11 protein-coding genes are annotated in these 12,374 nt (G+C 53.9%); 4 read left to right on the top strand and 7 right to left on the bottom strand.

Features of this window, described 5'->3' with window-relative positions; genetic code table 11:
- Window positions 1-65 precede the first annotated feature (65 nt).
- Window positions 66-1,328, top strand: coding sequence for an amylo-alpha-1,6-glucosidase (locus tag EDC23_RS04625; RefSeq protein ID WP_134081657.1), 1,263 nt, complete (start codon window positions 66-68; stop codon window positions 1,326-1,328).
- A complete protein-coding gene (locus EDC23_RS04620; protein WP_134081655.1) occupies window positions 1,321-2,187 on the top strand; it encodes an HAD-IIB family hydrolase in 867 nt (288 codons plus the stop codon). The genes EDC23_RS04625 and EDC23_RS04620 overlap by 8 nt, the downstream gene beginning before the upstream one ends.
- 175 nt (window positions 2,188-2,362) lie before the next feature.
- Here EDC23_RS04620 and EDC23_RS04615 read toward each other — a convergent pair whose 3' ends face one another.
- Both EDC23_RS04615 and EDC23_RS04610 read right to left on the bottom strand, forming a co-directional pair.
- Window positions 2,363-4,528, bottom strand: a complete 2,166-nt coding sequence (locus tag EDC23_RS04615; protein ID WP_134081653.1) for an HAD-IIB family hydrolase — start codon at window positions 4,526-4,528, stop codon at window positions 2,363-2,365.
- The gene (locus EDC23_RS04610; protein ID WP_243830715.1) at window positions 4,525-5,415 is read right to left on the bottom strand and encodes a carbohydrate kinase family protein; all 891 of its coding nucleotides are present in this window, start codon (window positions 5,413-5,415) and stop codon (window positions 4,525-4,527) included. The genes EDC23_RS04615 and EDC23_RS04610 overlap by 4 nt, the downstream gene beginning before the upstream one ends.
- A gap of 202 nt (window positions 5,416-5,617) precedes the next feature.
- Between EDC23_RS04610 and EDC23_RS04605 the strand changes: the two genes are divergently transcribed.
- Both EDC23_RS04605 and EDC23_RS04600 read left to right on the top strand, forming a co-directional pair.
- Window positions 5,618-6,985: a glycoside hydrolase 100 family protein gene (locus EDC23_RS04605; RefSeq protein ID WP_134081649.1), complete on the top strand. Its 1,368-nt coding sequence runs from the start codon at window positions 5,618-5,620 to the stop codon at window positions 6,983-6,985.
- Between the two features lie 133 nt (window positions 6,986-7,118).
- Window positions 7,119-7,439: a DUF2288 domain-containing protein gene (locus tag EDC23_RS04600; protein WP_134081648.1), complete on the top strand. Its 321-nt coding sequence runs from the start codon at window positions 7,119-7,121 to the stop codon at window positions 7,437-7,439.
- A gap of 22 nt (window positions 7,440-7,461) precedes the next feature.
- Here the strand turns inward: EDC23_RS04600 and EDC23_RS04595 are convergent, their stop codons facing one another.
- The 5 genes from EDC23_RS04595 to EDC23_RS04575 form a co-directional block, all read right to left on the bottom strand.
- Window positions 7,462-7,884, bottom strand: a complete 423-nt coding sequence (locus tag EDC23_RS04595) for an HIT domain-containing protein (protein ID WP_134081645.1) — start codon at window positions 7,882-7,884, stop codon at window positions 7,462-7,464.
- Window positions 7,877-8,188, bottom strand: coding sequence for a GIY-YIG nuclease family protein (locus EDC23_RS04590; RefSeq protein WP_134081643.1), 312 nt, complete (start codon window positions 8,186-8,188; stop codon window positions 7,877-7,879). The genes EDC23_RS04595 and EDC23_RS04590 overlap by 8 nt, the downstream gene beginning before the upstream one ends.
- A 110-nt stretch (window positions 8,189-8,298) precedes the next feature.
- Window positions 8,299-8,952, bottom strand: coding sequence for a hypothetical protein (locus EDC23_RS04585; protein WP_134081641.1), 654 nt, complete (start codon window positions 8,950-8,952; stop codon window positions 8,299-8,301).
- A 354-nt stretch (window positions 8,953-9,306) separates the two neighbouring features.
- Window positions 9,307-10,491, bottom strand: a complete 1,185-nt coding sequence (locus tag EDC23_RS04580) for a DesA family fatty acid desaturase (protein WP_134081639.1) — start codon at window positions 10,489-10,491, stop codon at window positions 9,307-9,309.
- Between the two features lie 287 nt (window positions 10,492-10,778).
- The gene (locus EDC23_RS04575) at window positions 10,779-12,368 is read right to left on the bottom strand and encodes a bifunctional GNAT family N-acetyltransferase/carbon-nitrogen hydrolase family protein (protein ID WP_134081637.1); all 1,590 of its coding nucleotides are present in this window, start codon (window positions 12,366-12,368) and stop codon (window positions 10,779-10,781) included.
- Window positions 12,369-12,374 lie beyond the last annotated feature (6 nt).

Below are 12,374 nucleotides of genomic sequence, written 5' to 3'. Positions count from 1 at the left end.
GTTGTTCAAATCGACATAAACTGTTGTGTAACTCCATAGCTATAACTTGGCGAGTTCCCTCTACGATGTCAAGACAGCAGCCCCGGAATCAAAGCCAGGAGCAGGGTTACCAAAAGGCCTGCGAACTGCTACATCAATGCCGAACCCGGGTCGGCTTTCTTGCCAGCCCCAGCAATAATGACAATTACCGGCGTATCTGGTCCCGTGACGGCGTGATTCTCTCCCTCGCCGCCCTGCTCACCGACGAACCGGAATTGGTCGAATCCGCCCGGGAAACGCTGGAAACCCTGGCACGCCACCAGGGACCTCATGGCGAAATCCCCAGTAATGTCGATCCGGCGGCAAACCGGATCAGTTATGGCGGCACCACCGGCCGGGTCGATGCCAGCCTGTGGTTTGTCATCGGTTGCGGGGAATACTGGAAAGCGACAGGAGACAGGCCGTTTATCGAAAAGATGGTGCCGGTACTGGAGAAAATCCGTTTCTTACTGGGCGCCTGGGAATTCAACAATCGCGGATTGCTTTACGTCCCGCAGGCCGGAGACTGGGCCGATGAATATCTGCATTCAGGCTACGTATTATATGATCAACTACTCTACCTGCAGGCCCTGAGGACACTGCGAACCGTACATCAGGATCTGCAAAAGACTGTTGATCATGCATTGCAGGATCGCCTCGCCCGTCTCAAGCACCTTATTCAGGCCAATTACTGGCTGCATGACGGGGACGGCATTCCCGACGACGTCTATCATGAAATCCTGTACAAAAAGGGCCGCGAGGCCGCGCCCGGCTGTGCCGGACGTTACTGGATGCCTTTTTTCTCCCCTACGGGCTACGGTTACCGGTTTGACAGTTTTGCCAATATTCTGGTCTCGCTACTCGATGTCGCGGATCCGGCCCAGTCCGAGGCCGTCGATCAGTTCATCGAAGACATTACCCCGCAAGAGCTGGCCCTGCTGCCGGCATTTCATCCGGTCATTCACCCGCCAGACAGGGACTGGAAGGAGTTGCAAATGACCTTCTCCTATACGTTCAAGAACAAACCTTACGAATACCATAATGGCGGACTATGGTCGATGCTGACCGGCTTTTATGTCGCCGACCTCGCCCGGCGCGACAAACAGCCCCTGGCGGAAAAGTACCTGCACGGTATTAACCAGGCCAATGCGCTGGTCTGTGACGGGCAGAAATGGTGCTTCCCGGAATTTGTTCACGGCAAGAAACTGATAGCCGGAGGTACACATCGACAAGGCTGGAGTGCCGCCGCGGCAATTATCGGCAGCCAGGCACTGCAGGGAAAAAACCTGTTCCGTATAGACCATGACTGAGCCCATTCTGATTTGTACTGATCTGGATCGCACCCTGATTCCCAACGGCCAGTATCCGGAATCTGACAGCGCACGGCCCTTGTTTGGCAGCATCGTGACAAGGGAAGATGTCTTTCTGGCGTATGTCTCGGGCCGAGACCGGGTTCTGCTTGAGGAGGCCATAAGCGAGTGGGAACTGCCCCTGCCTGATTATGCCATTGGCGATGTCGGCACCTCCATATACACGGTTCACGACAACAGCTGGGCACTGCTGGAGAGCTGGCGGGAGGAAATCAGCCGGGACTGGGGAGGTTACCAGCGGGAGGATATTGGACAGTGGCTGGCTGAAATCGATGTTCTGACACTCCAGGAGCAGAGCAAACAGAATGATTACAAGCTCAGTTATTATGTGCCTGTCGATGTAACGATTTCAGCACTGCTGGAGGAGATCCACCAGTGCCTGGATAAGCACCCGATCCGCTATAACGTCATCTGGAGCATCGATGATGCCAAACAAATCGGCCTGCTCGATATTCTCCCGCAACGCGCCAATAAATTACAGGCCATCCATTTCCTGATGCAACAATACGGCTTTGATTCCACCCGGACCGTGTTCTCCGGGGATAGCGGTAATGATCTGGAAGTCCTCTGCAGTGATATCCGGGCCACACTGGTCCATAACGCAAGTTATGAAATCAAGCAACAGGCCCGCAAAATGGCCGATGAGAATGGCTATGCCGATCGTCTGTATATCGCCCAGGGTGGCTTTCTGGGTATGAACGGCAATTACGCCGCCGGCATCCTCGAAGGCCTGGCCCACTATATACCTTATACATTAACCTGGATGATTGACGGTTCTCCCAACGATACCGACAATTAACGCGGAGCACGCAGAGCCGCGGAGGCGCAGAGTTAAGAACCAATATCGTCGTGCCACAAAAAATTCATGAAGAGAATCCCAAACAAGAGAAACATTAAATTCTCTTCTCCGCGCCTTTGCACCCAAACAACGGGCATAAACGGCTCTGCGTGCTCCGCGTTATTTCAAATCCTTCCTAATCATTTGGAATCCGGACTTTGTCGAGAAAGTTGTAGTATTCGATCCCTTCAATAATTCCGTCTGCATAACTGTTTTCAGTGAAATAGATTCGCGGCTTGTCGCGTAGTTTATCCAGCTCGGGGCTGTGGTTGGCAACAACCACACCAAGAGTACTGCCCTGCAGCATTTCTTCGTCATTGCCGGAATCGCCCACCACCAGGATCCGATCCAGCGGGATCCCCCATTTTATAGACAGATAGCGTATCGCCAGACCCTTGGAGGCGCGAATGGGTAATAAATCCAGATGGGTTTTTTCCGACAGGATTGCCTTGGCATGCAGATCGTGACGACGTAAATGACGCTTGATTTCCCGGACGCCCGGCGCTTTTTCGGGATCCAGCTTATAGCTTATCTTGTGCTCGCGTTGTTCGCTTTCCGCTGCCAATTCAACGCCAGGGCATTTTTCCATAGCCTTGCGCAGGACGCGGGGTTCCCAGCGATAATCCAGATTCCTCCGCCAGGCATTATCCTCCACAATACGTTCACCCTGGTGTGCGTAATGAATTTCCGTGCCGACCGAGGTCACCAGAATGTCCGGTGTCGGCAGGTTATAACGCTTGATAAAATTCAAAGTCGAGTCCAGGGTTCGTCCGGTAGCCAGCCCCATTCCGATATATTTTCCGCTCTCTGCCAGATAAGTTAACAGGCGTTTAAGTGCTTCTTTATCGCCAAACAGGGCATTATCAATGGCAGTGAAGCCAATGCGATCCAGCGACACAAGACGGGTTTTTCCCGTTGGTACAAAATTCGCGCGATAGTGATGTTCACGAAAGCCGCTGATTTTCTCCAGGTAGGTCTTGGCATGTCCTTTCCAGCTGTAATGCCGATGAGATCCTTCATAACCCTCTCTGGACCAGATCCGCCATTGTTTCCGATCTGCCAGAACGGTTAGTAAAGCATTAGCTATATCTTCACTGTCATAGGGATCGATCAAAACCCCATTCTGACAATTGGAGACAATCTCGCTCGGTCCGCCATCATTGGTTGCCACAATTGGCAAACCACTGGCCGCCGCTTCTATCAGGGTCAGTCCAAACGGCTCTGTTAACGCGGGATTAACAAACACACCATAAGTCTGAGCGGCCAGCCGATAGAGTTCCGGAACATCATCCGACTTGTGATGTTTAGGATAGGCGACCTTGCCATACAGATCATACCTGTCAAACAGCAACAGCAATTCTTTGAGAACTTCTCTGGGACCTTTTTCCATCTGGCTAATGTCATCCCGATTTCCGGCAATGATGACCAGATTGGCTTTTTTTTGCAGTTCGGGTGATTCGCCATAGGCCTTGACCAGGGTGGTGATATTCTTGCGCTCATCCGCACGGGAAAGAGCCAGAATCATGGGCTTGTCGGGCTTGAGCAGAAAGCGTTCAAGTTGCTGAAAAATTTTCGGTCGTGCTTCACCTTTCTCTGGCGGTCGGTACCGGCTGATATCCACGCCGGGGGGGATTACTTCCATGCGCGAGGGGTGGTAATTGTCGTATTTGGCGTACTGCTCCTCGATCTCCTGATGGGTACTGGCCACAATCATTGCCGCCGTGCCCAGGGCAATTTCCTCGGCTTCAATCCGTTGACTGAGGTTGTACTGGGATTCGAGTTTTTCCCGTTTAATCCCCTTGTTCAACAGTTGTCGATGCTTTTCACGCCCCAGAGAGTGGCCAGTGAAGATCATTGGCGATCCAAGCAGACCGGCCACCCGGGCAGCAACCAACCCGGCATCGGCATAGTGTCCGTGGATAAACTCCGGTACCTGACCTACCGAACGAATATGTTGCAAGGCATGGTCGATAAACTCATCCAGATGGGACCACAAAACTTCCTTGCGCAGATAACGCCGGGGGCCACAACGCAAACGGATCAAATTGGCCTTGTCCGATAATTTCTCTTCCGGCCGACTGTAATCAGAAGAGACTTTCGGGTCTTCGACCAGCCGGGTGAGCAGATCAACCCGAGCAACATCATCACGCTCTGCCAGCGCCCTGGCCAATTCCACCACGTACAGAGTCTGGCCACCGGTATCCGCATCCCGTCCAAGCTCAAGGTTTTTGGCCCTGATCAGACCATGCACACTGATCAAAACAATGTAGAGTGGTTCTGAACTATCGGTATTATTATTCATAACATCCAGTGATAGTGGTAATAATGATAGAACTCTTTATCCTGACTGACAGCGCCACGCAATCGGCAGATTGCTGCCGCGAACTCGACTGCCCGCTCCAATGTAAGGACATAGGGCCAACCCCGGAGCAGGCCCACCAGCCATACGGCACTGAACCCGTCACCCGCGCCGACCGTATCAACCATCCGGTTCACCTCGATCGGGGCGATATTATTGGTCTTCTCGGAGGTGATTAACATGGCGCCCGCCGCGCCCCGGGTAACAATCAGTGCCTGCAAGCCGTAGTTTTCCAGCATTGCACGTGCGTTCTCTTCGATCTGTTTTTTTTCGTCAATCGCACAGCCGGTCAAGGCCTGCAGTTCCGTGTCGTTGAGCTTGAGCCAGTTTATGCCCTGCAGGAGGGCATCAATCTGTTCTTTGTTCCACCAGGGTGCACGCAAGTTGATGTCGACGAAGATCGATGGCGCCATCTGGCGCAACAGGAAGAGGCTTTCTGCCGAGGTGGGCATGCGATTTATCAGCGAGCCATGATACAGGATGCCATAGGACGTATTCGCATACAGATTCCTGACCATCGACGGTTCGATATGGTCGTAGGCGACATCCTGCACAATGTCAAAGGCAGGCTGTCCCTTTTGCAGGCTCACCTGCACACGGCCGGTGGGATGATCCGGGTCCTGGTAGACCGCCGAGCTATCCATTGACCACTCATCCATGGCGCGCAGGATCCGGTCACCGAGTTTGTCCTGACCGACTCGACTGATAAACAGGGGCGACAGCCCCAGTCCTTGGAGATGCCAGGCTACATTGAACGGTGCCCCGCCGAGCGCGGCAGTGCCATCCGGAAACATGTCAAACAATACTTCGCCGAAAATGACAGGTCGCACCGGGCCTGATAACCTTGTCATTGTCATTGGCCGCGCCAGCCGTGAGTCAGACAATCATAACCGGCACGCGGAATATCTGCGAGGCGGTTCCCCTGGATGCCGCCATGCTGGCATAATAATTGTAGGGTATTTGCGAGAATCGACGACATCGCTATAATCATCAGCCACTCAATTCCTGACCATTCGGATTAAGAATCCATTTATGTCCATAGAACATATCATAGAACGCGCTTACGAGATTCTCAATCAGTCGATCGTCCAGTATCAGGGCAAACCGATCGGCACAGTGGCGGCACTGAAACATACCCACCTGGCCGCCGCCAACTACGAAGAGTGCTTCATTCGCGACTTTGTCCCCTCCGCGCTGGTGTTCCTGGCCGACGGCAAGCCCGAGATCGTCAAAAATTTTCTGGAAGCGGTACTGGAGCTGCGAACCAGCGAGCGCACCGTCGCGGGGCATGAAATCCAGCCCGGTGTCATGCCGGCCAGCTTCACCGTCGCCACCGATTTCGATGGCAATGAACACCTGCAGGCCGATTTCGGTGAAAAGGCCATCGGGCGGGTTGCTCCGGTGGATTCCATGATGTGGTGGCTGATCCTGCTGTTTATCTACACCCGCAGCACCGGGGATGACTCACTGGCCAAGCGGCCCGATTTCCAGCAGGCCATGCGACAGATTCTCCATCTGTGCCTGAAGGATTCCTTTGAAGTCACCCCCGCACTGCTGGTACCGGACGCCTGCAGCATGATCGATCGGCGCATGGGAATCTATGGCCACCCGCTCGAGATTCAGTCGCTGTTTTATGGTGTACTGCGCATTATTCATTCCCTGCTCGAGGAAAAGGATCCGGAGAGCGATTCCTCGCTGGTCAACACAGCGTTGACCCGCGAGCACGCCCTGCAAAGTTATGTCCGCCTGTTTTACTGGCTGGACCTGCAACGCCTGAACGAAATTCACCGCTATACCACCGAAGAATTCGGACACGATAGCGTCAATGTACTGAATGTCTATCCCGAATCCATCCCGGACTGGGTCATTGAATGGATGCCCAATGACTGCGGCTATCTGGTCGGCAATATCGGCGTCGGGCGTATTGATTTTCGTTATTTTTCCCTGGGCAACCTGCTGGCCATTATGTTTGGCCTGGCTTCCGAGGAACAATCCGAGCGGATTATCCGCCTGTATGAACAGCGCTGGCCGGATCTGGTCGGCGCGATGCCACTCAAAATCATCTACCCCGCCATGGAGGGGCTGGAGTGGCAGGTACGAACCGGCAGCGACCCCAAAAACGCCCCATGGTCCTATCAAAACGGCGGAAACTGGCCGGTGCTGTTGTGGCCGTTTATTGCCTCCGCACTGAAGACCGGACGCGGCGACCTGGCTGAACGCGCCTTCCAGGTTGCCCTGAACAAACTGCCGCTGGATGAATGGCCGGAATACTATGACGGACGTACCGGGCGGCTCATCGGACGACGCTCCAACAAACACCAGGTCTGGACGGCGGCCTCGCTGATCGTCTCCTACAAAATGCTGGAGAACCCGAAAATGCTGGATCTGTTCCCGCACTGATCCGGGTTTGGAAGAATTGCGCCGGGCCGTAATCCACTATCTTTAAAATGTGGGATTTCAATGCCGGGCGTGGCGGGACAGCTCCAGCCCCATCCGGTATAATCCACATTTTTGCAAACAAGTACTGAATGCCATGTCAGACGAACCGGTTGAACTTAATGCCGCTGAACTGCGACAGAAACTGAACCTGGAAACCGGGCAGTTACCCTGGTCCGAACTGCAGCGTCATTTCGCCCGTGGCGTGGTGGTGGTTGCCGATTCGCAACTGGATCTGATCGAGGTCGCCGCGGCATTCGCCGAAGATGACAAGACGCGCATCGAGCAATGGATTCAGCACAAGCAACTTGCTCGCGCCAATGACGAGCACGCGCTGAACTGGAGTGAACAGCAACCGGACTTCTGGAGCGTGGTCGTCGCACCCTGGGTCATCGTCCAGGAAATCACACGACACTGAAAGTGCCGCTGTCCCGGACAGTCTACACCCGATACGTAATGTCCTCGCGCAATACCTGTTTAAGTACCCCGATCACATGCTCGAGCAAATCAGCATCGTAGGGACGGGCGGGAACTTTTCCCCATATCGGCGCCGGCCAGGCCGGATCCGACTGATGACGCACAATGTGATGCAAATGCAGTTGCGGAACAACATTACCCAGCGCCGCGACGTTGAGCTTGTCCCCTTTAAAACCTGTCATCAGCGCCTCGCCCAGGCGCGAGGACTCATGCAGCAATTGCTGCTGATCCCCGGGGGATAATTGGTAGATCTCCCGAATATTCATCCGATCCGGCACCAGAATAAACCAGGGATAGTTGGCATCCTGCATCAACAGCAGATAGGAGAGCGGGAATTTACCCAGTATCAGACAATCAGCTGTCAGTCTCGGATCGATATCAGTCATAGGCAGTATCAGACGGCGGGTTTGCGCACTGCGCGATCAGGGCCAGTTTCTGCGTCCGGCTGAGTTTTTTGATGGCGGCCTCGCGACTGGCGGCCGTTGCACGGCTGGGGCAATACTCCTGATATACCAGGGTAACGGGCCGTCGTCCACGGGTATACCGGGCCGCCAGCTTGTCTCCCCGGTTATGTTCTTCTACTCGTCGCAGTGGTTCGACAGTAATGCCGGTATACAGACTCTTGTCATTACACTGCAGGATATAGACGCACCACCGCTGCGCTCTATCATCATGATTATTTTGCTGCATAAATAAAGCGACTCACTCATGCATTGTTTCGACACGAGTACGATTATGCCTGATCACCCCGGTTTTCGCGACTCACTTCGAAGTCGGGCGCCCCTGTCGGTCAACTGTTATCAGGCATCGGCCATATCCGGTAACGGGACATCCGGGGCGGGCGACTCTTCAAAACGACCGAAGAGTTCTTCCTTCGCCTGGGCGTATTGAGCGTGAGTGATGACCTGGTTTTTGCTCAGACGCCTTAACATGCGCAGTTCGCCGGATAATTGCTGTTGTGTGGACAGTTCGAAATTTTCATCCAGTTCAGTGATACGTTGCACCAGACGCTGGACGAACTGTTCAAATTCGTTGCGCGAAGGCTGGTTTATCTGAAGCTTTAGCAGCGGGATATTGGCATGTCGGGAGAGAAAAACCTGTTGCCGACTGCTGTATTTCCAGAACAGATAGAGTTGCCCGATAGTCAGCAAACTACCCAGTACCAGTGTCAGAAGTAAATAGCCGTCGGCGGCGCCGGGCAGATAGTACTGTAATAACCAGAACAGGACGAGTACACCAGACAGGGTTAACCCACTGCCAGTCAGCCAGGACCAGCACCAGGCAAATCTGCGCTGACTGTTTGGATCCAGTGCCAGCAGGTCAATACTGTATTCACGCTGTCGCTTGTTGCGTTTTTCGCGGATCCGCAGCGCTCGGTCGTCCAGTAGTTGAATCGTCTGTTGCCGGCCTAACAGACCGGTCTGCGCAAACTTCATCGTAATCTGATGCGCCATAAGGCCCTCTCAATCGAAGGTTTTGCAGTACCCAGCCCCTGGATAACCCTCACCCTGCGGCCAGAACCAGCAGGTGGATTCCGGATCAGCGTCCAGGTCGGACGATCACGGTATCGGCCAACAAGTATGGCAGGCGATTAAGATAATTCCAGAAAAATAAAGTGATTAAGTCGACAGTTTTGTCTGCCGCCGCCTGACTCTGCGTTGCGAGTACCACTTGGGTACTGCCGTGTTGCCGCGTCGGCCACAGGATGTGGTCATCACGCTCACAGGGCGGGGATTGACGGGATCGCCGGGAGGGCCGCCGCAGTGATTAAAGTCAAAGTACCGGCCATGCACAACGCCTGTTGCAGTTCAGGCGTTGTAGACGCGATACCCCTTCAGATAGTCGGAAAATTCCGCCAGTACGGCGATGCCGGTACGCTCGGCTTCGGCGCACCACTGCTGCAGCCAGTGCAGGCGCAGGGCCGGATTCTCCGCTGAACGGGCCCACAGCTCCTTGAGCCGTTGTTTGAAGCGATAGACCGTCGCCAGGGTCTGGTTTTGTTCCAGAGCCGCTGCCAATACCCGGTTGTCATGAGCGTCCAGCTGCACATCCTCACGGGTCATCCAGCGGCGCAGACGCCGATACAGTTTACGATAGGAGTGGTCCAGGCTACTGCGTTCGGCCCGCAACACCGGCTTGATGACCTGGCAACCGTAGATCTTGAGAATATGAAAACGGTTACGTACGACCGCGCGCACGGTCTCCCTATCCGGGTACTGCTGGTCCGTCCGGCTCATGGCCCGGGGCGCCACACTTCGTACCCGGGCGAGCCCGAGCCTGCTCAGCAGGCGAATGTAGACCCAGCCGATATCCACTTCCCAGGGTTTGTTCGCCAGTTTGGCCGAAGCGGCATAGGCATGATGATTATTATGCAATTCCTCCCCACCGATAAACACGCCCCACGGAATGATGTTACGCGACGCATCACCGGTTTCGAAGTTGCGATAGCCCCAGAAATGACCAATCCCGTTAATTACCCCGGCGGCCCAGATTGGATTCCAGAGCATTTGCACGGCGAAAACAGTGATCCCGATGGGACCGAACAAACTGAAGTTGATTAACAACAGGAATATGATCCCGGCATACGGATAAGCTGTATAAACATGCCGTTCAAGCCAGTCATTCGGGGTCCCCTTGCCATACTGTTCCAGAGTTTGCTGATTGGCCGCCTCGGCGCGATACAACTCGCTGCCCTGCAGCAACACCTTACGAATCCCTTTGACCTGGGGACTGTGCGGATCTTCGTCTGTTTCACATTTGGCATGGTGTTTGCGATGAATTGCCACCCATTGGCGGGTCACCATCCCGGTGGTCAACCATAACCAGAAACGGAAAAAATGGCTGATAAGCGGATGCAGCTTCACACTGTTATGCGCCTGGGCACGATGCAGAAAGATTGTCACACTGGCGATGGTGATATGGGTGACAATCAGGGTCCACAACACCAGCTGCCAGGGTTGCAGCGACCAGATTCCTTCAAAAAAATTTGTCATAACACACTCATATTAGACGAGACCGAATGGTTTCCCTTGTACAGGGCAACAACATTCCGCTCATCCTGTTCGAAACGGGACTCGGGAAAGGCTTTATTAACAGGCAGATAAACAGGTATGCGCGCATCAGACCGGAAAGCGGATCGATAAAAGGCGGTGAAATAATGTAACTTCAAGACTGTAAACTCTGAACTGTGGATATCATATTACCTGACGCACTTACAATATAGCCTTATGTACCCCAAAAACAACCGTTCGTACAGAGAATTTATGCCCGAGTAAAACGGTTATTTACCACGCCACTGGACATTGTAAAGGTCATGGCGACGATCATGCAGATTCTGGACCGTGCCGCTATTGCGTGCCACTTGCAGGGTTTCCGGGCGCAGATCGGCGATCGCCACTGTCTCGACATTGGGCGTGGTGTCCGCGGCAATGCCGTCGCGGGCAAAGGGAAAATCGCAAGGGGTCAGGATACAGCTCTGGGCATACTGAATATCCATGTTATGGACATTCGGTAGGTTACCCACATTGCCGGACATCACCACATAACACTGGTTTTCCACCGCCCGGGCCTGACAACAGTAGCGCACCCGCAGATAACTCTGGCGCTCGTCGGTACAAAACGGCACAAACAGGATCTGCACACCCTGATCGGCGAGATGGCGACCCAGTTCCGGAAACTCCGAGTCATAACAAATCAGTACGCCAATCGGCCCGCAATCTGTCTCGATGGCATTGACCGCCCGGCCACCCTCAATATTCCACCAGTAGACCTCGTTTGGTGTCGGGTGGATCTTGGGCTGTTCATGCACCCGACCGTCACGCAGGAAGACATAGGAGATGTTCTCCACTTGCCCGTCCTCGACCCGGGTCGGGTGGGATCCGCCGATAATATTGATATTGTAACGCAGCGCCATATCACGTAATGCCTGGACAAAGTGCGGCGTATATTTGGTCAACGCCTCGATCGATTCGGAGGGGCGCAGCTGCTGATCTTCGATGGAGAGCAATTGCAGGGTGAACATTTCCGGAAATACCACGAAATCTCCCTGGTAATCCGCCACCACATCAACGAAGTATTCGACAATCCCGAGAAACTCCTCGAATGAACGGACTCGCCGCTGCATGTATTGCACAGTACCGATACGTATTGTATCGGGCAGGCGCTCACCATAGCGCTTGCTACGTTCATGCTCTTCTTCCTGTTGAACCTTGGGATTGTGCCAGACCAGATGAACCGCATACCCCAATGAATCGCGATCCGAATCCAGGTAATTTTGGATAATATCGATAATTTCAAAGCCGTTGCGCAGTTGAAAAGAGAGCACCGGATCACGGACTTTCTTCTGCTTGACCTGCTCAACGTATTCTTCGACCGAGTTGAAACGCTTGATGCGCCTGGCCAGCGTTGGCAGACGCCCGGCGAATACAATTCCTTTCAGCCCCAGTGATTCACAAAGTTTTTTTCGTTCGTTATAAAGACGATTGCCGATTCGATAACCGCGATAATCGGGATCGACCACAACTTCCATGCCATAGAGCCATTCCCCCCTCGGATCATGTCGCGAGGCATAGCCATTGCCGGTAATTTCCGCCCAGGTATGCGGACGCAACGCCACCTTGCCGGAAATCCGGAATGTGGCACAATAGCCGACCACCTTGTCGTCCACCAGCACCACAAACTGTCCGTCCGGATAGTTGTTAATCTGGCCCCGGATCGAGCCTTCCGAATAGCCGGACTGACCGGTGCTGCTGTTATAGACCCGATCCGTCAATGCGGCAATCGCCTGCACATCCTGATTGGTTGCGTTGCGCACCGTCAGGTGACTGCGGGGATTTTTAAACGGGGTCGAGCCGCCTTTTTTATTTGCCATAAATCG

Origin of the sequence: Thiohalophilus thiocyanatoxydans (assembly GCF_004366735.1) — a bacterium.
GTDB lineage: Bacteria > Pseudomonadota > Gammaproteobacteria > UBA6429 > Thiohalophilaceae > Thiohalophilus > Thiohalophilus thiocyanatoxydans.
This window is presented reverse-complemented; position numbering and strand designations above follow the sequence as displayed.

What these genes read in the sequence shown, in the direction of transcription:
- EDC23_RS04625 (WP_134081657.1), top strand. Translation starts at nt 66, where the DNA reads ATGTCAAGACAGCAGCCCCGGAATCAAAGCCAGGAGCAGGGTTACCAA.
- EDC23_RS04620 (WP_134081655.1), top strand. Translation starts at nt 1,321, where the DNA reads ATGACTGAGCCCATTCTGATTTGTACTGATCTGGATCGCACCCTGATT.
- EDC23_RS04615 (WP_134081653.1), bottom strand. Translation starts at nt 4,528, where the DNA reads ATGAATAATAATACCGATAGTTCAGAACCACTCTACATTGTTTTGATC.
- EDC23_RS04605 (WP_134081649.1), top strand. Translation starts at nt 5,618, where the DNA reads ATGTCCATAGAACATATCATAGAACGCGCTTACGAGATTCTCAATCAG.
- EDC23_RS04600 (WP_134081648.1), top strand. Translation starts at nt 7,119, where the DNA reads ATGTCAGACGAACCGGTTGAACTTAATGCCGCTGAACTGCGACAGAAA.
- EDC23_RS04595 (WP_134081645.1), bottom strand. Translation starts at nt 7,884, where the DNA reads ATGACTGATATCGATCCGAGACTGACAGCTGATTGTCTGATACTGGGT.
- EDC23_RS04590 (WP_134081643.1), bottom strand. Translation starts at nt 8,188, where the DNA reads ATGCAGCAAAATAATCATGATGATAGAGCGCAGCGGTGGTGCGTCTAT.
- EDC23_RS04585 (WP_134081641.1), bottom strand. Translation starts at nt 8,952, where the DNA reads ATGGCGCATCAGATTACGATGAAGTTTGCGCAGACCGGTCTGTTAGGC.
- EDC23_RS04580 (WP_134081639.1), bottom strand. Translation starts at nt 10,491, where the DNA reads ATGACAAATTTTTTTGAAGGAATCTGGTCGCTGCAACCCTGGCAGCTG.
- EDC23_RS04575 (WP_134081637.1), bottom strand. Translation starts at nt 12,368, where the DNA reads ATGGCAAATAAAAAAGGCGGCTCGACCCCGTTTAAAAATCCCCGCAGT.